Origin of the sequence: Micromonospora rubida (genome assembly GCF_009908295.1) — a bacterium.
GTDB classification, from domain to species: Bacteria; Actinomycetota; Actinomycetes; order Mycobacteriales; family Micromonosporaceae; genus Micromonospora; species Micromonospora rubida.
The window spans coordinates 532372-557653 of sequence record NZ_JAAALO010000003.1 but is presented as its reverse complement, the minus strand read 5'-3'; the positions used below and the strand labels follow the sequence as shown (position 1 = coordinate 557653).

Here is a 25282-nt window from a genome sequence, read left to right as displayed (position 1 = left end):
CGTCACCGCCCCGCCGGTCGGGTGGCCGCCGGCGCCCCGGCGAGCAGGTCGGCGAGGTGGGCCGTCGCGGTGCGCCAGGACCGGCCGCACTCCCCCACCGGCGGTCGGGGCGCTGTCGTCGCCTCGGTCACCGCGTCGACGAGGGCGCGCGGCGTCCAGGTCGTCATCCGGGCCGCCCGCCCGCCGGTGGCCTCGTGCAGGGCCGGGTCGGGGGAGACGACCACCGGCGTGCCGAGCCGCAGTGCCTCGGCCGCCGGCAGCCCGTAGCCCTCGAAGTGGCTGGGCATCAGGAACGCGGCGGCGCCGGCGATCGTGGCGGCGTACCCGTCCTCGGGGAGACGGTCCAGGAACAGCACCCGCTCCGCCGCGGCGCAGCGGGCGACGGCGGCCTCGAACTCCGGCACCCGCTGCCCGCCGGTGAGCACCGCGAGCACGTACCCGGGCAGGTCGGGCAGGGCGTCGACCGCGATCTCGACGCCCTTGTGCGCGGCGTGCCCGGCCACGGCCAGGTAGCGCCCACCGCCAGCGACCCGCGCGGCCAGCGGGGCGGGCAGCGGGCCGGAGGCGGTGTCGAGGCTGCTGCCCGGGTGCCAGACCGCCGTGCGGTCGTCCCGGACGCCGTACAGGCCGAGGAGATCGTGCCGGGTGCGGGCGCTGACGCAGAGCAGCCGCGCGGACCGGCCGATCGCGGTGCCGTAGCTGACCCGCCGGTACTGCCGGACGGCACCCGACAGGCCGTGCGGCCAGAGCCGGAACGCGAGGTCGTGCACGACGGTGGTGACGGGCAACCGGCTGCCCCGCACGGCGAGCGACGGGCTCAGCGACAGCACCCTGGTGGCGGGGGCGGCACCCCGGTCGGTGCGGCCGGTGACGCCGCGCAGGGCGGTGGCCGCAGACGCGATCGCCCGGGCCCGGTCGGCCGGCTGCCGGCTGACCACCTCGACCTGGACGGCCGGGTCGGTCGGGGGGACGACCCAGGCGGGTGGCGCGGCGACGACCCGGAGCCGCTGCGGGCCGGGCCAGTGCCGGACGACCTCGGTGAGCACCCGGGTGATCCCGCCGTCCCCGACGCCGCAGCATTCGAGGACGGTCGTGTCGACCCGCTCAGCCGGACTCATGCGCGACCCACTCGGCCATCCGGGCCGCGAAGCTGTCCCGCCCGAACCCGGCCGCGTGCCGGCGGGCCCGGTCGGGGTCGAGCCCGTCGAGCCGGCGCAGGGCCGCGGCGTGGCGGGTCGGTTCCCGCGATGCGACGAGGAATCCCGTCTCGCCCTCCACGACGGTCTCCAGCAGCCCGCCGGCGCGCAGCCCGACGACCGGGGTGCCGCACGCCTGGGCCTCGACCGGGATGATGCCGAAGTCCTCGTGCGCGGGGAACAGCAGGGCTCGGGCGCCCCAGTACAGCTCCCGGAGCCGCTCCCGGCCGGGCCGCGACTCGAACGTCACCGGGACGGACGCCCGCGCGGCCAGCCGGCGCAACCGGGCCTCCTCCGGGCCGCCCCCGGCGAGGACGAGCGGCAGGCCCGCCTCGTCGGCGGTCGCGATCATCAAATCGAAGTTCTTGTACGGGATCCACCGCCCGACCCCGAGCAGGTACTCGCGGGCCTGGTCGCGCTGGGCGGCCGGCGGGTCGGCGAAGAAGTCGACGTCGACGGGCGGGTGGATGACCACCGCGTCGCGCCCCCAGTACCGGCGGATGCGGGCCTGGACCTCGCGGGAGTTCGCGGCGTAGGCGTGCACGTGCCGGCTGAGCCGGACGTCCACCGCCTGCAACGCCCGGCGTGGCCCGCTCAGCAGCCGCCCCGCGCCGCGCCCGTCGAAGTCGGGGCTCCAGACGTACCGGGCCGGAGAGTGGACGTAGCTCAGGTGCCGCGTCCGCTCGGGCGGACCGAACCGGGCCGTGTGGCCGAAGGCGTGACTGGAGGAGATCACCACGTCGTACCCGGCGGGACGGGCGGCGGCACGCCAGGCCAGCGGCAGGAACGGCAGCGCGAGGGCCTTGCTGCGGCGCAGCGGCGTCCGGGCCAGCCAGGACTCCCGCAGGCGCAGCCGGTCCCGGGGGACGTCGGACTCGGCCCACAGCACGAACCGGTCGGCGTGCGGGACCAGGTCGGCGATGGCGAGGAAGACGTTCTCGGACCCGCCGGCCGCGCTGAACCACTCGTGGACGAGCGCGACGGAGCGCCCGGCCAACAGCGGCGGGCCGACGTGCGGGGCCGACACGGGACCGGCGTCCTCGACCGACGTCATGACTTGTCGCCCAACCCGATGCTCCCCAGGGACACGGTGCGCCACCTCGGACCGGGCGCCCAAGAACCCGCCTGGGCGGGCGGTGTCACACCGGTCCCCCGACGGCCGTGTCCATTAATGACGCCGCCGCAGCCGTTGTCAACTCCCGCGACGACCGTCAGCTGGTGCGCCGCCACAGGTCCCGCAGCGCATCCCAGTTCCCGCCGACGCCGGCCTCGCAGAGCGTCTCCAGGTAGAGCGCTGCGAGCCCGTCGTCGCGGTCCCACCACACCCCGCAGATCGTCCGGCCGTCGTCGCCCTTGAAGGCGTACTCGATGTAGCTGCCGGCGGCCCCGCTGACGCCGCCGGTGGTCCGGGTGGCCTCCCGCAGGCCGGGGGCGAGGGAGCCGCCGGCCAGGTTGAGCTGCTGCCGGTAGGCCCGCGCGGTGTCCTTCGTGGACCTGGCTTCGTAGAGGCCGAAGTGCAGGGACAGCCCGCCGTAGCGGCAGAACACGTGCCGCTTCTCGTCGGCCGGCCGCTTGGGCCCGCCGGCCTCGGTGTCGGCCGCGCAGCCGCCCATCCGGGCCAGCCACGGCTCGGCCAGCGGTGCGAGGTCGCCCTCGAACTTGGGCTTGTTGAGGGAGAACTGGTTCGCCTCGAACGGCGCCACGGTGGGGCTGGCCGAGGGGCCCGGGCCGGGAGCGGCCCCGTCGTCATCGAGGGTGGTGCCGACGAACACCCCGGCGCCGCCGGCGACGACCGCCGCCAGCACCACCATGGCGGCCCAGAGTCCGGTGCGGCTGCGCCGGGGCGGGTCCACCGGCGCGATCCGCCGGCCGGGCGCGGAGAACGTGTCGTACGGCGGGGAGCTGCCGGGCGTCGGCTCGGCGGCCGGTGAGAGCGGCGCTCCGGAGACCGGCTGCGGCGTCACCGCCCACGGCTGGGGCACCCAGGGCAGTTGGGGCGGGCCCGACGTCGGCTGCGGGGGCACCGACACCGGCTGGGGCGGCGCCGACGTGGGCTGTGGTTGGGCCGAGATCGGCTGGGGCGAGACCGGCTGGGCCGACATCGGTTGAGCCGACATCGGCTGAGCCGAGATCGGCTGGGGCGACATCGGTTGGGGCGGTGGAGGCGGCGTTGACCCGCCCGCCACGGGCCGGTAGTCCATGCCGAGGGTCTGGAACAGCCGCTGCGGCGCGCCGGCCTCCGTCGGCGGGTATGCCACCCAGGGGTGGGCGGCGGAGAAGTCGGCGGCGAGGTAGCGGTGGCCGTCGGCCGTCTGGGCGAGCGTGTTCGCCACGTTCGCGAAGGCCTCCCGCCAGCGCTGGTCCGCCGCCGCGACGCCGTCCAGCACCACCACGAGCGCCGGCCGCCCCTGACCGTCCACGGCGGACCATGCCCGGCCGACCTGGCAAGCCCCCACGGCCTCGGTGAACTTGTACGCGCCCTCCGGCTGCATGCCCCACTCCTCTGCTCACCCGCCGTGCGGATAGTACAGAGACGGCGCGACAACGGCGGTGCTCACGGGTTGCCTCTGAAAGTTTTGATGCATAGAGTCGACGAATGAATGACGGACGCACCGTCGGGGCGCCCACCGACCGGGTGGTCGACCTGTTCCGGGGCGTCCGGCTCACCCCGACCCAGCGCCGGATCGCGCACAGCCTGGTGCAGCACGCCGCCACGGCGGCGTACCTCTCCGCCGCCGAGGTGGCCGAGCTGGCCGGGGTCAGCCAGCCGTCGGTGACCCGGTTCGCCGTGGCACTCGGCCACGACGGCTACCCGGCGCTGCGCCGCCGGCTGCGCGAGCTGACCGGCGCCGCCACCGGCGGGCCCTCCGGCGGCGGCAACGAGCTGCAACGCGCCGTCCGGGCCGAGCTGGGCAACCTGGAGCGGCTGGCCGGACAGCTCGCCGACCGGGGCCGGATCGCCGAGACGGGCGAGCTGCTCGCCGCGAGCCGCCCCCTGCCGGTGCTCGGGCTGCGGGCCGCCGCGCCGCTGGCCGCCTACTTCGCGTACTTCGCCGCCAAGGTGCACCCGGACGTGCGGGTGCTCGACGACGGCGGCAGCCTGCTCACCGATCGCCTTGAGCAGGCGGCCGCAGCCGGGGCGACCGCCCTGCTGGCGTTCGTGCTGCCCCGCTACCCCCGGGAGACCCTGGACGCGCTGCGTGAGGCGCGGGCCGCCGGGCTGACCGTGGTGGCCATCACGGACTCACCGGTCAGCCCGGCCACCGAACACGCCGAGGTGGTGCTCCCCGCCGCCGTCGGCACCGATCTCGTGTTCGACCTGCACACCGCCCCGATGACCCTGGCGATGGTGGTCCTCCAGGCCATCTGCGACGCCGCGCCCGCCGAGACCCAGCGCCGGCTGGAGGCGTTCGAGTCCTCCGCCGCCCGCCGCCAGTTGTTCCTCGGCTGAGAGGAGAACCGAGATGCCCCAGCCCGTCCGCGCCGCCCGCGGCACCGCGCTGACCGCCCGGGGGTGGCCGCAGGAGGCCGCCCTGCGGATGCTGATGAACAATCTCGACCCGGAGGTGGCCGAGCGCCCCGACGACCTCGTCGTCTACGGCGGCACCGGGAAGGCCGCGCGGGACTGGCCGTCGTACCACGCGCTGGTGCGCACGCTCACCGACCTGCGCGAGGACGAGACGATGCTGGTGCAGTCCGGCCGACCGGTCGGGGTGCTGCGCACCCACGAGTGGGCGCCCCGGGTGCTGCTGGCCAACTCCAACCTGGTCGGCGACTGGGCCACCTGGCCGGAGTTCCGCCGCCTGGAGCAGCTCGGCCTGACCATGTACGGACAGATGACCGCCGGGTCGTGGATCTACATCGGCACCCAGGGCATCCTCCAGGGCACGTACGAGACGTTCGCCGCCGTCGCCGCGAAACGATTCGCCGGGACGCTGGCCGGGACGCTGACGCTGACCGCCGGGTGCGGCGGGATGGGCGGGGCCCAGCCCCTCGCGGTCACCATGAACGGCGGCGCGTGCCTCATCGTCGACGTGGACCGCACCCGGTTGGACCGCCGGGTCCACGACCGCTACCTCGACGAGGTCGCCGACTCCCTGGACGACGCGGTGGGGCGGGTGCTCGCCGCGAAGCGGGACCGCCGGGCGCTCAGCGTCGGCGTGGTGGGCAACGCCGCCACCGTCTTCCCCGAGCTGCTGCGCCGGGGCGTGGAGATCGACATCGTCACCGACCAGACCAGCGCGCACGACCCGCTGTCGTACCTGCCGGAGGGCATTGAGCCCGCCGACGCCGGGGACTACGCGAAGGCGAAGCCGGCCGAGTTCACCGACCGGGCCCGGGCGTCGATGGCCCGGCACGTCGAGGCGATGGTCGGCTTCCTCGACGCGGGGGCCGAGGTCTTCGACTACGGCAACTCGATCCGGGGCGAGGCGCGCCTCGGCGGGTACGAGCGGGCCTTCGACTTCCCCGGTTTCGTGCCGGCGTACATCCGGCCGCTGTTCTGCGAGGGCAAGGGCCCGTTCCGGTGGGCGGCGCTCTCCGGCGACCCGGCCGACATCGCCGCCACCGACCGGGCGATCCTGGACCTGTTCCCGGAGAACGAGTCCCTGGCCCGGTGGATGCGGCTGGCCGGTGAGCGGGTCGCCTTCCAGGGCCTGCCGGCCCGGATCTGCTGGCTCGGCTACGGCGAGCGCGACAAGGCGGGGGTGCGGTTCAACGAGATGGTCGCCTCCGGTGAGCTGAGCGCGCCGGTCGTCATCGGCCGGGACCACCTGGACTGCGGCAGCGTGGCCAGCCCGTACCGGGAGACCGAGGCGATGGCCGACGGCTCCGACGCGATCGCCGACTGGCCGCTGCTCAACGCGCTGGTCAACACCGCCAGCGGGGCGTCCTGGGTGTCCATCCACCACGGCGGCGGGGTCGGCATCGGCCGGTCCATCCACGCCGGCCAGGTCTGCGTCGCCGACGGCACCGCGCTGGCCGGGCAGAAGATCGAGCGGGTGCTGACCAACGACCCGGCGATGGGCGTCATCCGGCACGTCGACGCCGGCTACGACGCCGCCCGCGAGGTCGCCGACCACACCGGCGTACGGGTGCCGATGGCCGAGGGCCGGGCATGACGGCGGACCACGCGGACCACGCGGACCTGGCCGGCCGGTTCCGGGCGCTCTGGGACTCCATCGCCCCGGTCGGCCGGGACCCGGGCAGCGGCGGCTACCTCCGGTACGCGTTCACGGAGCCGGAGCTGGCGCTGCGCGACTGGTTCCGGGCGCAGGCCGCCAGCCGGGGCATGCCGGTCACCGCCGACGGCAACGGAAACCTCTTCGCCCGCTGGGGCGACCCGGCCGCCGGGGACGCGGTGCTGACCGGCAGCCACTTCGACTCGGTGCCGCACGGCGGCGCGTACGACGGGCCGCTCGGCATCGTCAGCGCGTTCCTCGCCGTGGACGAGCTGCGCGCCGCCGGGGCCACCCCGGTCCGTCCCCTCGTCGTGGCCGCGTTCGCCGAGGAGGAGGGCGCCCGGTTCGGCGTACCGTGCCTGGGGTCGCGGCTGCTCACCGGCGCGCTCGACCCGGGCCGCGCGGCCGGACTGCGCGACGCCGACGGGGTGAGCCTGGCCGAGGCGCTGGGCGACCGGCCCGCGGGTGCCCGGCCCGACCTGCTGGGCGGGTTCTCGTGCTTCGTGGAGCTGCACGTCGAGCAGGGCCGCGCGCTGGTCGAGCGCGACGCGCCGGTCGCGGTCGCCAGCGCCATCTGGCCGCACGGCCGCTGGCGCTTCGACTTCCACGGCGAGGGCAACCACGCCGGTACGACCCTGATGGCCGACCGCCGCGACCCCATGCTCACGTACGCGTTCACGGTGCTCGCGGCGAACAAGGAGGCCCGGCTGCGGGGCGCGCACGCCACGGTCGGTCGGGTCCGGGTCGAGCCGAACGCCACCAACGCGATCCCGTCGAAGGTGACCGGCTGGCTGGACGCCCGCGCGGCCGAGCCGGACACGCTGACCGGCCTGGTCGACGCGGTGCGCGCCAAGGCCACCGAGCGGGCCGGCCGGGACGGCACGGAGGTCACCCTCACCGAGGAGTCGGCGACCCCGCTGGTCGCCTTCGACGGCGGCCTCGGCGGACGGTTGGCGGCGCTGTTGGGTGCGCCGGTGCTGCCCACCGGGGCGGGTCACGACGCCGGGGTGCTGGCCGGGCACCTGCCCACCGCAATGCTGTTCGTGCGCAACCCGACCGGGGTGTCGCACTCCCCCGCCGAGGCGGCCACCGACGCCGACTGCGCCGCCGGGGTCACCGCCCTGGCCCGGGCCTTGAAGGAGCTGACATGCGTCTGATCCAGCTTCCGACGGCCGGGCCGGGGCTTCCGACGGCCGGGCCGGCTACGAACCCAGGGCCGGGCCGACGCACGCCGGCCGGCGGGGACGGCGTGGCTCAGCCGCACACCCCGGCCGGCGCGAACCCCACCCGAGGCGGCCCGCGCACGCCGGCCCGCCCGCCCACCCTGGGCCCTATGGAGCTGCCCGCACAGACGGGGCAGCTCCACATGGGGCGGAAGAGGTGACCCCGATCCGCTGGCTGGCCGAGTACGCCTGGCTGCCCGACCGGGCCGAGCCGACCGCCGACGTGCTGATCGAGGCCGAGGACGGCCGGATCACCGCCGTCACCCCGCTCGGCGGAACGGGCACGCCCACAGCCGGGGTGGAGGTGCTCGGCGACGCCACGCGGCTGCCCGGGCTGACCCTGCCCGGGCTGGCCAACGCCCACTCGCACGCGTTCCACCGGGCGCTGCGCGGGCGCACCCACGGCGGCCGGGGCGACTTCTGGACCTGGCGGGACGTCATGTACGACGTGGCGGCCCGGCTCGACCCGGACAGCTACCTGGCCCTGGCCCGGGCCGCGTACGCCGAGATGGCGCTGGCCGGGATCACCTGCGTCGGCGAGTTCCACTACCTGCACCACGGCCCCGACGGCACACCGTACGCCGACCCGAACGCGATGGGCGCGGCCCTGGTCGAGGCCGCCACGCAGGCCGGGATCCGGCTCACCCTGCTGGACACCTGCTACCTGACCGCCACCGTGGACGGCGAGCCGCTGACCGGGCCGCAGCGGCGGTTCGGCGACGGCGACGCGCTGCGCTGGGCCGACCGGGCCTCGGCCCTCGCCGACACCGTCGAACGGACCGACGGCACCGGGCGGACCGGCAGCACCGAACGGACCGGCGGCACCGGGCGCGTGCTGGTCGGGGCGGCGGTGCACTCGGTCCGTGCGGTGCCGGCGGAGCAGCTCGCCACCGTGGCCGGCTGGGCCGACCGGCGCGGGGCGCCGCTGCACCTGCACCTGTCCGAGCAGCCCGCCGAGAACGACGCCTGCCGGGCCGCGCACGGCCGCACGCCGGCCCGGCTGCTGGCCGACCACGGGGTGCTCGGCCCGGGCACCGTCGCCGTACACGCCACGCACCCCACCAGCGCCGACGTGACGCTGCTCGGCGACACGGGCACGGGGGTCTGCCTCTGCCCCACCACCGAGCGGGACCTCGCCGACGGGATCGGGCCGGCCCGCCGGCTGGCCGAGGCGGGCGTCGCGCTGAGCCTGGGCAGCGACAGCCACGCCGTGATCGACCTGTTCGAGGAGGCCCGCGCGGTGGAGCTGGACGAGCGGTTGCGCACCCGACGCCGGGGGCACTTCAGCGGTGCCGAGCTGGTCGGCGCGGCCACCGTCGCCGGGCACGCCGCGCTCGGCTGGGGCGACGCCGGCCGGCTGTCGGTCGGCGACCGGGCCGATCTGGTGACGGTACGGCTGGACAGCGCCCGGACCGCCGGGGTGCCGCCGGTCGGCGCGTTCTTCGCGGCCACCGCCGCCGACGTGACGCACGTGGTGGTCGACGGGCGGACGGTCGTGGCCGACGGCCGGCACCTGACCGTGGACGTGCCGGCGGAGCTGCGGCATGCCATCCAGGCGGTGACCTCGTGAGCCCGGGCAACTGGCAGCACCGGCCGGCCGGGCCGGGCGATCGGGTCCGGCCGGCGCCGCGGAACACCGGCAGCCTGCTCATCGACAAGATCGGGGAGCTGGTCACCAACGACATCAGCGGCGAGGGCGGGCCGCTGGGTATCCGCCGGGACGCCGCCGTGCTGGTCGAGGACGGGCAGGTGGTCTGGGTCGGGCCGGCCCGGGACGCCCCGGCCGCCGACCGGCGGATCGACGCCGAGGGGGCGGCCGTGCTGCCCGGGTTCGTGGACAGCCACGCCCACCTGGTGTTCGCCGGGGACCGGGCCGCCGAGTTCGCCGCCCGGATGGCCGGCCAGCCGTACACCGGCGGCGGCATCCGGACCACGGTCGGCGCGACCCGGGCGGCCTCCGACGACACGCTGCGGGCCACCGTGCGCCGGCTGGTCGGCGAGGCGATGCGGCAGGGCACCACCACCATCGAGGTCAAGAGCGGGTACGGGCTGACCGTCGCCGACGAGGCCCGTTCGCTGCGGATCGCCGCCGAGTTCACCGAGGACACCACCTTCCTCGGCGCGCACGTGGTTCCCGCCGAGTACTCCCACCGTCCCGACGACTACGTGGGCATGGTGTGCGGGCCGATGCTGGCCGCCGCCGCCCCGTACGCCCGCTGGATCGACGTGTTCTGCGAGCGGGGAGCCTTCGACGTGGACCACGCTCGGGCGATCCTCGCCTGCGGGCAGGCCGTCGGGCTCGGCGTGCGGGTCCACGCCAACCAGCTCGGCCCCGGGCCGGGCGTGCAGCTCGGCGTGGAGCTGGGCGCGGCCAGCGTGGACCACTGCACCCACCTGTCCGACGCCGACATAGACGCGCTCGCGTCGCGCCGGGTCGGCTGCATGTGCCCGGACGGCCCGCACACCACCACCGTCGCCACGCTGCTGCCCGGGGCGGAGTTCTCCACCCGTTCGCCGTACCCGGACGCGCGCCGGCTGCTCGACGCCGGCGTCACCGTGGCCCTGGCGACAGACTGCAACCCCGGCTCGTCGTACACCTCGTCGATGCCGTTCTGCATCGCACTCGCCGTACGCGAGATGCGGATGACCCCGGCGGAGGCGGTCTGGGCCGCGACGGCAGGTGGGGCGGCGGCCCTGCGCCGCAGCGACGTGGGGCGGATCGCGCGGGGCGCGCGCGCCGACCTGATGATCCTCGACGCCCCGTCGTACCTGCACCTGGCCTACCGGCCCGGTGTCCCCCTGATCCGCCAGGTTCTGCACAACGGAGTGCCGCAATGTCGATCGTGACCGTCCAGCCCACCGGGATCCGCCCCGCCGACGTGCTCGCCGTGGCCCGAGGCAGCGCCCGGGTCGCCCTCGCCCCGTCCACCGTGGACGCGATGGCGGCCAGTCGGTCCATCGTGGACCGTATCGAGGCCGCTGGCCGGCCCGTGTACGGCGTCTCCACCGGATTCGGGGCCCTCGCGAACACCTTCGTCGCGCCGGAGCGGCGCGCGGAGCTGCAACACGCGCTGATCCGCTCGCACGCCGCCGGGGTGGGCGCGCCGATGCCGCGCGAGGTGGTCCGGGCGATGATGCTGCTGCGGGTCCGCTCGCTGGCGCTGGGCCACTCCGGGGTCCGTCCGCTGGTCGCCGAGGCCCTGGTCGACCTGCTCAACCACGACGTCACCCCGTGGGTGCCGGAGCACGGCTCGCTCGGCGCGTCCGGCGACCTGGCCCCGCTGGCGCACTGCGCACTGGTGCTGCTCGGCGAGGGCTGGGTGCTCGGCCCGGCCGGCGAGCGGATCGACGCCGCCGACGCGCTGCGCGGGGCCGGGCTGACCCCGGTGAAGCTGGCCGCGAAGGAGGGGCTGGCGCTGATCAACGGCACCGACGGCATGCTCGGCATGCTGCTGCTGGCCATCAACGACGCGGCGCACCTGTTCGCCATGGCCGACGTGACGGCCGCCCTGGCCATCGAGGCGATGCTCGGCTCGGAGCGGCCCTTCCTGCCGGAGCTGCACGCGATCCGCCCGCACCCCGGCCAGTCGGCGTCGGCGGCGAACATCCACCGGCTGCTCCAGAAGTCGGCGGTGATGGACTCGCACCGCGACGACCTGGCGCACGCCGTGCAGGACGCGTACTCGATGCGCTGCGCGCCGCAGGTCGCCGGGGCGGCCCGGGACACCCTGGACTTCGTCCGGACCGTGGCCGACCGGGAGCTGGTGTCCGTGGTGGACAACCCGGTGGTGCTGCCGGACGGCCGGGTCGAGTCCACCGGAAACTTCCACGGCGCCCCGCTCGGCTTCGCCGCCGATTTCCTGGCCATCGCCGCCGCCGAGGTGGGGGCGATCTCCGAGCGTCGGGTGGACCGGCTGCTCGACGTGACCCGGTCCCGGGAGCTGCCGGCGTTCCTCTCCCCCGACGCCGGGGTCAACTCCGGGCTGATGATCGCCCAGTACACGGCCGCCGGGATCGTCGCGGAGAACCGCCGGCTGGCCGCCCCCGCGTCGGTGGACTCCCTGCCCACCAGCGGGATGCAGGAGGACCATGTCTCGATGGGCTGGGCGGCGACGAAGAAGCTGCTCACCGTGCTGGACAACCTGACCAGCCTGCTCGCGGTGGAGCTGCTGGCCGCCGTACGCGGGCTCCAGCTACGCGCCCCGCTGACGCCGTCGCCGGCCGGCCGGGCCGCCCTGGCCGCGCTCGGCGAGGCAGCCGGGGAGCCCGGGCCCGACGTGTTCCTCGCCCCGCTGATGGAGGCGGCCCGGGCCGTGCTGGCCGGGCCGGACCTGCGGGCCGCCATCGAGCGGGAGATCGGCCCGCTCGGCTGACCATTTCGGGGTGGCGCGTGCCGGACACCCGGCACGGGCCACCCCGGTCGGTCCGTCGCCCGCCGTCAGGCCGCCGGCGGGATGACCTTGGCGATCAGCTTGGCCAGCTCGCGCAGCGCCTTGCCCCGGTGGCTGATCGCGTCCTTCTCCGGCGGGGTCAGCTCCGCGTTGGTGCGGTCCTGGCCGTCGCCGAGGAAGATCGGGTCGTACCCGAAGCCGCCCTCGCCGCGCGGCGCGCGCAGCAGCCGGCCGGCCTGCCGGCCGTCGACCAGGTGCTCCTTGCCGCCGGGCAGCACCAGGGCCACCGTGCAGACGAACGACGCGCCCCGGTTGTCGTCGGGCAGGTCCGCGATCTGGTCCAGCACGAGCTGGAAGTTGGCCCGGTCGTCGCCGTGCCGGCCGGCCCAGCGGGCGCTGAACACCCCCGGCATCCCGTTCAGGGCGTCGACGGCGATGCCGGAGTCGTCGGCGATGGTGAGCAGGCCCGTGCGCCGGCAGCCCTCCCGCGCCTTGATCAGCGCGTTCTCGCCGAAGGTCAGGCCGGTCTCCGGCAGCTCCGGGTACTCCTCGACGTCGTCGAGGCCGAGCAGGGCGACCCGGTGCGCGCCGAGCGCGCCGTCGAGGATCCGCTGGAGCTCGATCAGCTTCTTCCGGTTACGGGTGGCGAGCAGCACCTTGTTCATGAGAGAGCCTTCCGCTGGGCCTCGGCCAGTTCCGCGCAGCCGGCGACGGCCAGGTCGAGCAGGGCATCGAGCTGGTCGCGGGCGAAGACCCCGGACTCCCCCGTCCCCTGCACCTCGACGAACTCGCCGGTGCCGGTGCAGACCACGTTCATGTCGACCTCGGCCGCCACGTCCTCTTCGTAGCAGAGGTCCAGCCGGGCCTCGCCCGCGATCACGCCGACGCTCACCGCGGCGACGGAGCGGTGCATCACCTTCTCCGGCTTCCCGGCCAGCGACTTGCGGTCGGCCAGCCAGCTCACCGCGTCGTGCAGCGCCACGTACGCGCCGGTGATCGCCGCGGTGCGGGTGCCGCCGTCGGCCTGGAGGACATCGCAGTCCAGCACGACCGAGTTCTCGCCGAGCGCCTTGAGGTCGATGCCGGCCCGCAGGCTGCGGCCGATCAGCCGGGAGATCTCGTGGGTCCGCCCGCCCACCCGGCCCTTGACGCTCTCCCGGTCCGAGCGGGTGTTCGTGGCCCGGGGCAGCATCGCGTACTCGGCGGTCACCCAACCGAGCCCGGAGCCCTTGCGCCAGCGGGGCACCCCCTCGGTGACGCTGGCCGTGCAGAGCACCCGGGTTTCGCCGAACTCGACGAGCACGGAGCCCTCCGGGTGGGTGCTCCAGCCCCGAGTCAAGGTCACCGGTCGGAGTTGGTCGGGCCGCCGCCCGTCAGGTCGCGCCATGCCTGCACCCTATGTGGTGCGGTGATCGCACGGCCCCGGGGTGTCCCGCTGCCCGAGCCAGCCGCCTGCCGAAACCGGTCAGACGTCGTAGCAGCCGCCCGAGCGGACCACTTCCAGCGGCCCGTCGTACGCGGCGCCGGCCTCCTCGACGGTGAGCGCCTCGCTGCCCCACGCGGCGACCAGGTGGGTCAGCAGCAGCCGGCCCACCCCCGCCTTGGTGGCCGCCTCGCCGGCCTCCCGGCCGGTCAGGTGCAGGTCCGGTGGGTTGTCCACCCCGTCGAGGTAGCTGGCCTCGCAGAGGAAGACGTCGGCGTCCTGGGCCAGCCGCAGCAGCGCCTCGCACGGCGCGGTGTCGGACGAGTAGCAGAGCACCCGGCCGTCGTGCTCCAGCCGCACCCCGTACGTCTCGACGGGGTGGTTCATCCGGTCGACGGTGACGGTGAACGGGCCGATCGGGAACGTGCCCGGTTCGAGGCCGTAGAACTGGTAGACGTCCTCGACGGTGCTGTCCTCCTGCCCGTAGGCCAACGCCAGCCGGTCCGGCGCGCCGGAGGGGGCGTACACCGGCAGGGCCGGGCATGGGCCGTCCGGGGCGTACCGGCGCACCACCACGTATGCCACCGCGTCGAGCATGTGGTCGCAGTGCAGGTGGGTGAGGAGGATGGCGTCCGGAGCGTGCAGACCGGCGTAGCGCTGGAGGGTGGACAGCGCGCCAGAACCAAAGTCGATCAGGAGCCGGAACCCGTCGGCCTCGATTAGATAGGCCGAGCAGGGGGAGTCGGGGCCGGGGAAGCTCCCGGCACAGCCGAGGACGGTCAGTCGCATGAGGTTGTCCCGCTGTCACGAACCGTAGTCGTCACGTCGGCCGCCGTCCCGCCCATGATCTTCATCGACGTGTACGACACGCTGCGCAGCCTACGCTGGCGCGCGCCGGGGCAAGAATCATCTAGTGCAAGTTGTCATCAACGTGACACCCGCAGCCGTCACCGGTCCCGAGAACGGCGGACGGGCCGGACCGGTCAACCCGGTCCCGGCCCGTCCGCGCCGTCAGTCTCGCCCTCAGGCCCAGAGCTGCCCCTCCAGGGCCTCCTCGGCGTCGGCGAGGGTGCCGCCGTACGCGCCGGTGCTGAGGTACTTCCAGCCGCCGTCACAGACCACGAACGCGACGTCGGCCCGGCACCCGTCCCGGACCGCCTCGTGCGCCACCGCCAGGGCGGCGTGCAGGATGGCCCCGGTGGAGAAGCCGGCGAAGATCCCCTCCACCTCCACGAGCTGCCGGGTACGCAGCACCGCGTCCCTGGTGCCGACGGAGAACCGCCGGGACAGCACGGTGGCGTCGTAGAGCTCCGGGACGTACCCCTCGTCGATGTTGCGCAGCCCGTAGACCAACTCGCCGTAGCGGGGCTCGGCGGCCACGACCTGGATTCCCTCGACCTTTTCGCGCAGGTAGCGCCCGGTGCCCATGAGGGTGCCGGTGGTGCCGAGCCCGGCCACGAAGTGGGTGATCGTGGGCAGGTCCTGGAGCAGCTCCGGGCCCGTGGTCTCGTAGTGCGCCCGGGCGTTCGCCTCGTTGCCGTACTGGTAGAGCATCACCCAGTCGGGGTGTTCGGCGGCGATCTGCTTGGCGGTGGCGACGGCCTGGTTGGAGCCGCCGGCGGCCGACGAAAAGATGATCTCCGCGCCGTACATCCGGAGCAACTGGATCCGCTCGGTCGAGACGTTCTCCGGCATCACGCAGACCAGCCGGTACCCCCGCAGCTTCGCCACCATGGCCAGCGAGATGCCGGTGTTGCCGCTGGTCGGCTCCAGGATGGTGTCGCCCGGGCGGAGCCGGCCGTCGGCCTCGGCCCGGCGGACCATGAACATGGCCGCCCGGTCCTTGATGCTGCCGGTCGGGTTCCGGTCCTCCAGTTTGGCCCAGAGCCGCACCGGCGGCGCCCCCTCGGGCACCGTCGGTGAGAGCCGGGGCAGCCCGACCAGTGGCGTGCCGCCGCAGGCGTCCAACAGGCTGTCGTACCGCGCCATCGCCGCCCCGCCTCAGCGGGCGGCGGCGGCGCGCGTGGCTACCGTGTGCGAGGCGATCGCCGCCGCCGCGGCGAAGCCGAACGCGCCGCCGGCCACGGCCGGCAGGATGGTGATGCTGTCGCCGTCGTTGAGCTTGGCGTCGAGCGCGCCGAGGAAGCGGACGTCCTCGTCGTTGACGTAGACGTTGACGAAGCGGTGCAGCACGCCGGCGTCGGTGACCAGCCGGCCGCGCAGGCCGGCGTGCCGGGAGTCCAGGTCGGCGAGCAGGTCGGCGACCGTGTCGCCGGCGCCCTCGACGATCTTCGCGCCGCCGGTGTAGCTGCGCAGGATGGTGGGGATGCGAACCTCGATGGCCATGGTGTCGTGCTCCTTGTCCGGATGTGCGGTTGCTCGGTGACGGGAAGGAAGGAATGTCGCGGTGCCGCTGGGATCAGCGGTCGGAACACTCGTAGTCGACCGTCGCCGGGCTCTGCCCGAACATGTAGGACTGGACGGCGTTCGGGTCCACTGCGGCATCCACGATCCGGACCGGCTCCTCCGTCACCACGCCGTCGACGATCCGGTAGGAGCGGATCTCCTCGGTGTCGGGCTCGCGGGTGGAGACGAGCAGGTAGTGCGCGCCAGGCTCGCCGGCGAGGGAGACGTCGGTGCGCGACGGGTACGCCTCGGTCGCGGTGTGCGAGTGGTAGATGACGACCGGTTCCTCGTCGCGGTCGTCCATCTCCCGCCACAGCCGCAGGTGCTCCATCGAGTCGAACTCGTAGAACGTCATGGAGCGGGCCGCGTTCGCCATGGGGATGTGCCTGCTCGGGGTGTCGCTGCCGGCGGGACCGGCGACCACGCCGCACGCCTCGTCCGGGTGGTCCCGGCGGGCGTGGGCGACGATCGCGTCGATGATCGGCCGGTCGATGCTCAGCACGCCGTCCAGCCTAGCCCCTCCGCCCGCCCGCACGAGGGTGGCGACGGTCACGCTCAGTCGAGCATGGCGTTGAGCAGGGACTCCTGGAGGTACCCGAGGTAGGCGTAGACCGACAGTTGGAACACCCGGCTCGACGACGGGTCGGCGGCGACCGCCTCGTCCAGCTCCGCGCCGAGGTCCGTGCCGTCCTTGACCTCCAGCCGGACGCCCATCGCCAGGCGGGCGTCGTTGAGCGCCCGCAGCCACGCCTCGGCCGCCTCGGCGTCGAGCTGGACCTCGCCGCCGGAGGAGTCCGGCAGGGCGGCGAGGATCGCCCCGGCCTGGTCGATCTTGCCGGTCTTCAGGTCACCCTCGGTGTACCGGCGGAACTCCGCCGTGCCGGCCGAGTCGTCCGGGTAGACCTCGGGGAAGAGCCGGCCCAGCACCGGGTCGGAGTGGTCGAAGCCGTCGGTGAGCAGCCCCACCACCTCGGAGGCCACCTTGCGCAGCACCCGGACCTCGTCGACGGCGAGGGTGGCGACGTACCGGTCGCCCCGGCGCCGGAACATGCTCACGACCGCTCCACCGTGGCCCACAGCCCGTACGCGTGCAGCTGCGCCGCGTCGTGCTCCATCCGTTCCCGGGCGCCGCTGGAGACCACCGCCCGGCCCTTGTGGTGCACGTCCAGCATGAGCTTCTCCGCCTTCTCCCGGCTGTACCCGAACAACTTCTGGAAGACCCAGGTCACGTACGACATCAAATTCACCGGGTCGTCCCACACGATCGTCACCCACGGCCGGTCGGAGGCCGGCACCTCTTCGGTGGCCGGCGTCTCGACCGGTGCAACCTGCGGAGCCGCCATGCCCCCCATCGTGCCACCGGTTGCCGGGAAGCGATGAACCGGAACGCCGGACGGGCCCGGATCATCGGCCGGAGCCGCCCCGACGACCGGCGCGCGGGCCGGCCCGGCAGGACCTCGTCGGGGCTCCACCGGCCGGTCGGGGCCGGCGTCAGGCGAGCAGGGCGCCGTGATCGACCGCACCGGAAAGCACCGAGCCGAGCGAGCGGCGGACGGCCTCGAAGCGTCGGGAGACGTCCCGGGTCAGCTCCAGTTCGACCTCGCGCAGCGCCCGCTGCGCCCAGGACCGGGCGCCGCCCGGGTCGTCGTTGTCGGGGCTGCGCCAGTGCTGCCAGCAGCCACCGGAGAGCGCCACGGCAATCGGCGGGAGCACCTCGACACGTTCCCGGGCCGGGTAGCCGGAGACCGCGTCCACCGCACCGGCGCCGGAAAGTCCGGTCACCCCGGCGGTGCTGGTCACCAGCAGCACCCGGTCGAGGTCCCGGCCGGTCGGGTGGTCGGCGAGCCCCCAGCGGACGGCGTTGCCGATCCGCCGCCGGACCCCCTCGGGCACCGGGACGCCCAGGACCCGCCCTGCGGCATCGTCGAGCAGTGCCCGCACCGCCGCGTCGCACTGGGCGGTGGCGAGCAGGGAGATCGCCTCCAACTCGCGGTCGAGCAGCTGCGGCAGGCCGGCGCAGCCGACCCCGAAGACGATCTCCTGCACCACCCGCAGGTGGGTGTTGGCCAGCTCCAGGGCGACGTCCTGGCGGATCCGCTGGGCGCAGGAGCGGGCCTGCCGGTCCAGCCGGTCGGCCCACCCGGTCGCGTCCGCCCCGGGCGACACCGGGACCCGGCCGTGCGCCCCGGGCAGCACCGGCGGCTGGGCGCTGGCCCGGCGCAGCCCTTCGTCGGCGGCCCAGCCCACCAGCGCCCGCCGCAGCGCGCCGACGTCCTCCGGCCTGGCCGGGTACCAGTGGGCACCGGCCAGGGCCGGCACGGCGGCGAGCAGCGCCGCACGGTGCGCGGCCAGCACCACCTCGACCGGGCCCGCCGCGTCGACCGGGCCCGCCGCGTCGGCCGGGCCCGCCGCGTCGGCCGGCGGACGGGCGGGCCGCGGATCCACCGGCCCGCCCGTCCGCGCGGACCGCGTCGGCGGCCGGGTGACCCGGCCGCCGGAACCCGTCGGGACGGAAGCCCCCGTGCCGTCCGTCCACGCCGGGTCCCGGCGGCTGCGCGTCACCCGTCCCCGCGCCCCGGGCCCGTCCGATCGGCCCGAACCGGCACCCGGCCGCCCGTCCGGGGGCAGGGTCCAGCCCGAGACGCCGGGCGTCACCACGAAGAAGACCTCGGCCGCGGCGTGGGCGGCCTCGGCCAGCAGGTGCAACTCGGCGGCCGTGAACGCCTGGCCCGCCGCGATCACGAACAGCAGCGCCCCGGCCCGGCCGACCGCGTCGAGCAGCACCCGCCCGCCGGCGACGCCCAACGTGCCAGTGTCGGGCGTGTCGACGACGGTGAAGTGCCGCAGCAGCGGCTCGGCGACGGTCAGCTCGACCCGGCGCGGCGGCCGGGCCAACGCCGGGCCCGCCGCCGACTGGTCCGGCGCGTACGCGTGCGGCTGGCGGTAGCCGGGCACGTAGGCGGCCCGGGTCGGCACCCGGGCGTGGTCGACCAGCAGCCAACTCCCGGGCGGGACGGCGAGCATCCCCGGGGCGAGCCCCAGCAGGGAGGCGAGCACGTCACGCCGGGCGGCGCCGGCCGGGCCGGCGGCGACCACGGCGAGCGGGTCGTCCGGTCGAGGCTCGGTCACCCCGAGCTGGGTGGGCGTCGGGCCGCATCGCGGCGGGCCGGTCGGCCCGCTCGGTTCGTCGGACACGTCGACCGAGGGGAGCGGACCCGGCTGCATCAGGCTGCCTCCCGGTGAGGCGGCCGTGCTCGGACCCGGCCGCGCGGTTCGTCCGGCGGGGACACCTCCGGATGCGGGAAGACTACGGCCGGCGGGAACGTGAACCGCACAAAGCGAGTACTCAGCGCTGATCGACGGATTACTCAACTTCGGAGCGTCACCGCGCGCACGCGCACCGGCTTCGGTCGATATGCTGCCCCGATGAGTCGGTGGGAGTTCGTCGGCCGCAGGGATGAACTCGACCGTCTGCTGGCCGCGGCGACCGGCGCCGACGGGCGCGGGCTCTTCTACAGCGGGTCCGCCGGCGTCGGCAAGAGCCGGCTGCTGCACGAGGCACTGGCCGGGATCCCCACCGACGAGTACGCCGTCTGGACGATCGCGGCCAGCGCCACGACGGTGGCGCTGCCGTTCGGCGGGCTGGTCCAGTTGCTCCCGGCCGAGCAGCCGCAGGGCCTCTCCCCGGCGGGCGTGCTGCGCTGGGCGGTGCAGCAGGTGCAGCAGCAGGCCGCCGGGCGGCACATCGTGTTGGCGGTCGACGACGCGCACCTGCTCGACCCGCCGTCGGCCGCGCTCGTGCACCTGATCGGCCGCGCGGGGAACGCCGCCGTAATCGGGACGCTGCGCGACGGCGAGCAGTTGCCGCTGCCGATCGGAGCACTGTGGACCGACGGCCTGGTCGACCACGTGGAGCTGGCCCCGCTGGGGCTGGCGGACACCACCGACCTGCTCGCCGCCATCCTCAAAGGGCCGATCGAGCCGTGCTCTGCCGACCGGTTGTGGCGGCTCTCCGGCGGCAACGCGCTGCTCCTGCGCGAGCTGGTCATGGCCGCCCCGCCCAGCGAGCTGACCTGCACGTACGGGATGTGGCGGTGGACCGGCGGGCTGACGCTGGCGCCCACCCTCACCGAGCTGATCGACACCCGGATCGGGCAGCTCACCTCCGGGGTCCGGGCGGTGCTGGAGCTGGTCGCCTTCGGCGAGCCGCTCGGTCTGCACCTGCTCGGGCAGGCGGTGGAGCCGGCCGACGTGGAGACCGCCGAGGAGCGCGGCCTGATCGCGGTGGAGCACAACGACCGCCGCACCGACGTTCGGCTGGCGCACCCGCTCTACGGCGAGATGATGCGGCGGCGCTGCCCGGTCAGCCGTACCCGACGGTTGCAGGCCCGGCTGGCCGAGCTGGTGGAGGCGGTGGGCACGCGGCGCCGCGACGACCTGCTGCGGGTGGCGGTGTGGCGGCTAAACTCCGGCACCGCGCAGGACCCGGCGTCGCTGCTGGACGCGGCCGCAGAGGCGTTCGCCCGGTACGACGTGTCGCTGGCGACTCGGCTGGCCCGGGCGGCGCTGGCTGCCGACGAGGGCTTCGATGCCGCAGAGCTGCTGGCCACCCTCCTGATGTTCGCCGACCGGCCGGAGGAGGCGATCGTGATGCTCGACGCGGTCGCCGACGACGCGGCGGGCGCAGGGCGGCGCAGCCGGTGGCTCACCGTGCGGTGGATGGTCAGCTACTGGGGTCTCAGCCGGGAGTCCACGGTGGACGAGGTCGCGGCGTGGGCCGGGGAGCTGCCCGACGCCACCGACCAGGCCCGGGTGAACGCCTTCGAGGCGATCATGCGGCTGCACCGGCTGGACACCAACGCCGCGGTGCGGCTGGCCCGGGCGGTGCTGGACCGCCCGGCCGCCGGGGTGGCCGCCCGCGAGCTCGCCCGGTGCACCCTGGCGCATCTCCAGGCCGCCCAGGGGCAGCTCACCCGCAGCGGCGCGGCGATCCACCAGGTGCAGGCCGAGGCGGCCCGCTGGCGCGGCGACATGCCTTACCTCCAACTCGCCCTTGAGCTGGCCCGGGGCACCCGGCTCGCGCTCGCCGGCGACCTGGCCGGCATCGACGCGATCGTGGCCGACGAGTTCGCCGACCTGGCCGGGGCGGGCGACTTCCGGCTCGGCACCGGCTACCTGGTCATCCTTCAGGCGTACGCGGCGCGGCTGCGCGGCCAGAGCGGCATGGCGCTGAAGACGAGCCTCGGCGCGTGCGCGGTGCTGGCCACCAGCCGGGTGTACGCGGGCCTGGCGCACGCCGAGCGGGCCCAGGCGGCGGCGCTGCGGGGCGACGCCGCGCACGCCGCCGAGGCGATGGCCGAGGCGGACCGCACCCAGGCCCCGGGGATGGCGGTGCTCTACCCCTGGCTGGAGCAGGCCCGTGGGGCGGTGCTCGCCTGCGCCGGCGACCCGGCCGGTGCCGCCAAGCACCTCGCCGCTCTGGCCGACCGGCTCCGCGACGACGGGTTCGCCGGGCACGAGGTGCTCGTCCTGCACGACCTGGTCCGGCTGGGCCAGGCGACCGCCCTGGTCGGGCCGACCTGCGTCGACGGCGGACGGCGGACGGTGGCTCAGCGGCTGGCCGAGCTGTCCGAGCAGGTCGACGGCCCGCTGCCGCCGCTGCTGGCCCGGTGCGCCCGGGCCGTCGCCGACAACTCGGCCGACGAGCTGCTCGCGGTGGCCGACAACTTCGCCGGGCTGGACCTGCGGGTGTACGCCGCAGAGGCCACCGCGGCGGCGACTCGACGGCTGCGGCGGCGCCGGTCCAGCTCGGCCTCCGCCGCCCACGCACGACTCGGCGAGCTCCTCGGCCGGTGCGACCAGGTCGACACCCCGGCGCTGCGGCTCGGGAAGCCCGCCCTCAGTGACCGGGAGTGGGAGGTCGCCCGGCTCGCCGCGCAGGGTGCCACCAGCCGCGCCATCGCCGAGCGGCTCTTCCTGTCCAGCCGGACCGTGGACAACCATCTGCAACACGTCTACAGCAAGCTCGGGGTGACCGGGCGCACCGAGCTGCGCTCCGCGCTGCGGTCGTACCCGGGCCAGGAGGGCGAGCCCGCGCAGTGAACTCTAGGCTGGGCGGGTGAGCACCTTCCGCCCCGCGCTGCTGACCGACCACTACGAGCTGACCATGGTCAGCGCCGCTTTGCGGGACGGCACCGCCGACCGCCCGTGCGTCTTCGAGGTCTTCAGCCGCCGGCTGCCCACCGGGCGCCGGTACGGCGTGGTGGCCGGCACCGCCCGGCTGATCGACATGATCCGCGACTTCCGCTTCTCGACCGACGAGGTCGACTTCCTGCGCCGCGCCGGGGTGGTCGACGACGCCGCCGCCGAGTGGCTGGCCGGTTACCGCTTCACCGGCGACATCGACGGGTACGCCGAGGGGGAGCTGTTCTTCCCCGGCTCCCCCATCCTCACCGTCTCCGGGGGCTTCGCCGAGTGCGTGGTGCTGGAGACGCTGGTGCTGTCGGTGCTCAACCACGACTGCGCGGTGGCCGCGGCGGCCGCCCGGATGGTCACCGCGGCCCGGGGCCGGATGCTGATCGAGATGGGCTCCCGGCGGGCCCACGAGGAGGCGGCGGTCGCCGCGGCGCGGTCCGCGTACCTGGCCGGGTTCCGGTTCACCTCGAACCTGGCCGCCGGCGCGCGGTACGGCATCCCCACCGCCGGCACCGCCGCGCACGCGTTCACCCTGTTGCACGGCGACGAGCGGGCGGCGTTCGCCTCCCAGGTCGCCACGCTGGGCAAGGACACCACGCTGCTGGTCGACACGTACGACATCAGCCAGGGCATCCGCAACGCGATCGAGGTCGCCGGGCCGGAGCTGCGCGCGGTCCGGATCGACTCCGGCGACCTGACGGTGATCGCCCAGCAGTCCCGCGAGCTGCTCGACTCCCTCGGCGCCACCGAGACGAAGATCATCGTCTCCGGCGACCTCGACGAGTACGCCATCGCCGCGCTCGCCGCCGAGCCGGTCGACATGTACGGCGCGGGCACGGCCGTGGTCACCGGCTCCGGGGCGCCCACCGCCGGCCTGGTCTACAAGCTGGTCGAGGTGGCGGGGCGGCCCGTGGTGAAGCGCTCGGAGCACAAGGCCACCATCGGCGGCCGGAAGGTGGCCGTCCGCCGGCACAAGCCGACCGGCACCGCGACCGAGGAGATCGTCGTCCCGCAGGGCGTGCCGGACCGGCAGCCGCACGATCGGCTGCTCCAGCGGTCGTACGTGGTTGGCGGCGGGCCGGTCGACCTGCCGACGCTGGACGAGTCGCGGGAGCACCTTCGGCAGTGCCTGATCTCGATCCCGTGGGAGGGCCTGAAGCTCTCCGCCGGCGACCCGGCGGTCCCGGTGACCGTCGTCCCCGCCGGCTGACCCGCACCCGCCGCCCCGCCGGCTGACCCGCCCCCGACGGCCCGCCGCTGCCCCGCCGGCCCGCCCACCCGCACCGCGAAGGAGCACCCCTGACATGGCCAACGCGCTGATCATCGTCGACGTGCAGAACGACTTCTGCGAGGGCGGGTCCCTCGCGGTGGCCGGCGGGGCGGGCGTCGCCGCCGGGATCTCCCGGCTGCTCGCCGCCGAGCCGGACCGCTGGGACCACGTGGTGGCGACGAAGGACTACCACGTGGACCCGGGCGCGCACTTCGGCGACCCGCCGGACTACATCGACTCCTGGCCGGTGCACTGCGTCGTCGGCACGGCCGGCTCCGAGTTCCACCCGGAGCTGACCACCGGCCCGGTCGAGGCGATCTTCCACAAGGGCGAGCGCGCGGCGGCGTACTCCGGCTTCGAGGGGCATGCCGACGACGGCGAGTGCCTGGCCGACTGGCTGCGCGCCCGGGGGGTGGACCGCGTCGACCTGGTCGGCATCGCCACCGACCACTGCGTCCGGGCCACCGCGCTGGACGCCGCCCGGGAGGGGTTCGCCACCACCGTGCTGCTCGACCTGACCGCCGCCGTGGCGCCGGAGACGCTGGACGTCGCGCTGCGCGCGATGGAGGGCGCCGGGGTGGCCATGCACGGCGAGCCGGTGATCCGGGCCGCCTGAGGCGGTAAACCGCTGGCGGGTGTCGTACCCGGGGGCGAGGATGTCGCCCGGGAGGTACGGACCGTCGTGAACATGAAGCCTTACCGGCAGGTGCTCGCCCTGCCCGGTCTCCGGTCGTTGCTGCTGGTCGCGGTGCTCGCCCGCGTCCCGCTCACCGCGACCGGGGTGACCATCACCTTCCACGTGGTGTTCGACCTCGGCCGGGGGTACGGCGCGGCCGGCCTGGTCGGGGCGGCCACCACCGTGGGCGCGGCGCTGGGCGGCCCGCTGCTCGGCCGGCTGGTGGACCGGCACGGCCTGCGCCCGGTGCTCGCCCTGACCACCGTCGCCGAGGGGGTCTTCTGGTCCACCGCGCCGGCGCTGCCCTATCCGGTGCTGCTGCCGGCCGCGTTCGTCGCCGGGCTGCTCGCCCTGCCCATCTTCTCGGTGATCCGGCAGTCGATCGCGGCGCTGGTGCCGCCACAGCGGCGCCGCCCGGCGTACGCGCTGGACTCGATGTCGATGGAGCTGTCGTTCATGGTCGGCCCGGCCCTCGCCGTGGCCCTGTCCACCGCCGTGTCCGCCCGGTTCACCCTGTACGCGGTCGGCGCGGGCGTCGTCGGCGCCGGCATCGCCCTCTGGCTGCTGAACCCGCCCACCCGCGCCGCCGAAGAGCCGGCCCGCGAGAATCGCCGGGTGCCCCGCCGGGAGTGGCTGACGGCCCGGCTGGTCGCCGTGCTGGTGGCCAGCCTCGCCGCCACGCTGGTGCTGGGCGGCACCGACGTCGCGGTGGTCGCCGTGCTGCGGGCCGGCGGCGAGGTCGGCTGGACGGGCGCGGTGCTCGCCGCGTGGGCGGTCGCCTCGCTGGTCGGCGGCTTCGCGTACGGCGCGGTCAGCCGGCAGGTGTCCCCGCTGGCGCTGGTGGCCGCGCTCAGCCTGTGCACTCTTCCGGTCGGGCTGGGCGGCGGGCACTGGTGGCTGCTCAGCCTGGCGCTGGTCCCGGCCGGCATGCTCTGCGCGCCGACCCTCGCCGCCACCGCCGACGCGGTCAGCCAGTTGGTCCCGGCCGCCGTGCGCGGTGAGGCGATGGGCGTGCACGGCTCCGCGGTGACCGTGGGCATCGCGCTCGGCGCCCCGCTGGCCGGTGCGGTGATCGACGCCTCCGCGCCCTGGTGGGGGTTCGTGGTGACCGGCGCGATCGGCCTGCTGGTCGCCGCCGCCGTGCTCCCCGCCGAGCTGCGCCACCGCCGCACCCCCGCCCCGGCCCCGGCCGCCGCGGGCGTCGGCGAGCTGGCCCGGCCCTTCTGACGGTGTCGGGAAAGCTGCGCGCCTTGTGGGGTGGCGCGGCAATGGATATCGTCCGATATATCGAGCCGATATATCGGGCGGAGGGCCTGCGGTCG

22 protein-coding genes are annotated in these 25282 nt (G+C 75.3%); 10 read left to right on the top strand and 12 right to left on the bottom strand.

Annotated elements, in window-relative coordinates; genetic code table 11:
- Nucleotides 1-2 precede the first annotated feature (2 nt).
- The 3 genes from GVV04_RS12140 to GVV04_RS12130 form a co-directional block, all read right to left on the bottom strand.
- Nucleotides 3-1118 carry a glycosyltransferase gene (locus GVV04_RS12140; protein ID WP_161687601.1) on the bottom strand — a complete coding sequence of 372 codons (1116 nt, stop codon included), beginning with the start codon at nt 1116-1118 and terminating at the stop codon, nt 3-5.
- Nucleotides 1105-2250, bottom strand: a complete 1146-nt coding sequence (locus tag GVV04_RS12135; protein ID WP_161687599.1) for a glycosyltransferase — start codon at nt 2248-2250, stop codon at nt 1105-1107. The genes GVV04_RS12140 and GVV04_RS12135 overlap by 14 nt, the downstream gene beginning before the upstream one ends.
- A 157-nt stretch (nt 2251-2407) precedes the next feature.
- On the bottom strand, nt 2408-3688 hold the full coding sequence (locus GVV04_RS12130) for a hypothetical protein (RefSeq protein WP_161687597.1): 1281 nt from the start codon (nt 3686-3688) through the stop codon (nt 2408-2410).
- A gap of 104 nt (nt 3689-3792) precedes the next feature.
- Here GVV04_RS12130 and GVV04_RS12125 point away from each other — a divergent pair, with 104 nt between their 5' ends.
- The 6 genes from GVV04_RS12125 to hutH all read left to right on the top strand — a co-directional run bounded on the left by GVV04_RS12125 (nt 3793) and on the right by hutH (nt 11972).
- Nucleotides 3793-4647: a MurR/RpiR family transcriptional regulator gene (locus GVV04_RS12125; RefSeq protein WP_161687595.1), complete on the top strand. Its 855-nt coding sequence runs from the start codon at nt 3793-3795 to the stop codon at nt 4645-4647.
- A 13-nt stretch (nt 4648-4660) separates the two neighbouring features.
- Nucleotides 4661-6316 (top strand): urocanate hydratase, encoded by a 1656-nt coding sequence (hutU, locus tag GVV04_RS12120; protein WP_161687593.1) that lies wholly within the window; start codon nt 4661-4663, stop codon nt 6314-6316.
- Nucleotides 6313-7533 carry an allantoate amidohydrolase gene (locus GVV04_RS12115; RefSeq protein ID WP_161687591.1) on the top strand — a complete coding sequence of 407 codons (1221 nt, stop codon included), beginning with the start codon at nt 6313-6315 and terminating at the stop codon, nt 7531-7533. Before hutU ends, GVV04_RS12115 begins: the two co-directional genes overlap by 4 nt.
- Before the next feature lie 223 nt (nt 7534-7756).
- Entirely contained in the window at nt 7757-9169 is a 1413-nt protein-coding gene (locus tag GVV04_RS12110) for a formimidoylglutamate deiminase (RefSeq protein ID WP_161687589.1), read from the top strand.
- Nucleotides 9170-9243: 74 nt separating this feature from the next.
- Entirely contained in the window at nt 9244-10446 is a 1203-nt protein-coding gene (gene hutI / locus GVV04_RS12105) for an imidazolonepropionase (protein ID WP_161688381.1), read from the top strand.
- Nucleotides 10434-11972: a histidine ammonia-lyase gene (gene hutH / locus GVV04_RS12100; RefSeq protein WP_161687587.1), complete on the top strand. Its 1539-nt coding sequence runs from the start codon at nt 10434-10436 to the stop codon at nt 11970-11972. The genes hutI and hutH overlap by 13 nt, the downstream gene beginning before the upstream one ends.
- A gap of 65 nt (nt 11973-12037) precedes the next feature.
- On the opposite strand, the gene rdgB is transcribed toward hutH, so the two are convergent.
- From rdgB to GVV04_RS33045, 9 genes are all read right to left on the bottom strand, one after another.
- Nucleotides 12038-12655 (bottom strand): RdgB/HAM1 family non-canonical purine NTP pyrophosphatase, encoded by a 618-nt coding sequence (gene rdgB, locus GVV04_RS12095; RefSeq protein ID WP_161687585.1) that lies wholly within the window; start codon nt 12653-12655, stop codon nt 12038-12040.
- Nucleotides 12652-13377: a ribonuclease PH gene (gene rph, locus GVV04_RS12090; RefSeq protein ID WP_161687583.1), complete on the bottom strand. Its 726-nt coding sequence runs from the start codon at nt 13375-13377 to the stop codon at nt 12652-12654. The genes rdgB and rph overlap by 4 nt, the downstream gene beginning before the upstream one ends.
- A 78-nt stretch (nt 13378-13455) precedes the next feature.
- Nucleotides 13456-14202, bottom strand: a complete 747-nt coding sequence (locus GVV04_RS12085; protein WP_161687581.1) for an MBL fold metallo-hydrolase — start codon at nt 14200-14202, stop codon at nt 13456-13458.
- 234 nt (nt 14203-14436) lie between these two features.
- Complete coding sequence (locus GVV04_RS12080; RefSeq protein WP_161687579.1) at nt 14437-15402, bottom strand: PLP-dependent cysteine synthase family protein; 966 nt, start codon at nt 15400-15402, stop codon at nt 14437-14439.
- Between the two features lie 12 nt (nt 15403-15414).
- The gene (locus tag GVV04_RS12075) at nt 15415-15759 is read right to left on the bottom strand and encodes a MoaD/ThiS family protein (protein ID WP_161687578.1); all 345 of its coding nucleotides are present in this window, start codon (nt 15757-15759) and stop codon (nt 15415-15417) included.
- 73 nt (nt 15760-15832) lie between these two features.
- Complete coding sequence (locus GVV04_RS12070; protein WP_161687576.1) at nt 15833-16321, bottom strand: Mov34/MPN/PAD-1 family protein; 489 nt, start codon at nt 16319-16321, stop codon at nt 15833-15835.
- 53 nt (nt 16322-16374) lie between these two features.
- Nucleotides 16375-16869 (bottom strand): DUF2017 domain-containing protein, encoded by a 495-nt coding sequence (locus GVV04_RS12065; RefSeq protein WP_201753431.1) that lies wholly within the window; start codon nt 16867-16869, stop codon nt 16375-16377.
- A 2-nt stretch (nt 16870-16871) separates the two neighbouring features.
- Complete coding sequence (clpS, locus tag GVV04_RS12060) at nt 16872-17162, bottom strand: ATP-dependent Clp protease adapter ClpS (RefSeq protein ID WP_161687572.1); 291 nt, start codon at nt 17160-17162, stop codon at nt 16872-16874.
- 148 nt (nt 17163-17310) lie between these two features.
- Nucleotides 17311-18948, bottom strand: coding sequence for a hypothetical protein (locus GVV04_RS33045; RefSeq protein WP_407938785.1), 1638 nt, complete (start codon nt 18946-18948; stop codon nt 17311-17313).
- A 297-nt stretch (nt 18949-19245) separates the two neighbouring features.
- On the opposite strand from GVV04_RS33045, the gene GVV04_RS12045 reads away from it, so the two are divergent.
- The 4 genes from GVV04_RS12045 to GVV04_RS12030 all read left to right on the top strand — a co-directional run bounded on the left by GVV04_RS12045 (nt 19246) and on the right by GVV04_RS12030 (nt 25187).
- Nucleotides 19246-21921, top strand: a complete 2676-nt coding sequence (locus GVV04_RS12045; protein WP_161687570.1) for a helix-turn-helix transcriptional regulator — start codon at nt 19246-19248, stop codon at nt 21919-21921.
- Between the two features lie 16 nt (nt 21922-21937).
- Complete coding sequence (locus GVV04_RS12040; RefSeq protein WP_161687568.1) at nt 21938-23224, top strand: nicotinate phosphoribosyltransferase; 1287 nt, start codon at nt 21938-21940, stop codon at nt 23222-23224.
- Between the two features lie 94 nt (nt 23225-23318).
- On the top strand, nt 23319-23900 hold the full coding sequence (locus tag GVV04_RS12035) for an isochorismatase family protein (RefSeq protein ID WP_161687566.1): 582 nt from the start codon (nt 23319-23321) through the stop codon (nt 23898-23900).
- Nucleotides 23901-23972: 72 nt separating this feature from the next.
- On the top strand, nt 23973-25187 hold the full coding sequence (locus tag GVV04_RS12030) for an MFS transporter (RefSeq protein ID WP_161687564.1): 1215 nt from the start codon (nt 23973-23975) through the stop codon (nt 25185-25187).
- The last annotated feature ends 95 nt before the right edge of the window (nt 25188-25282 follow it).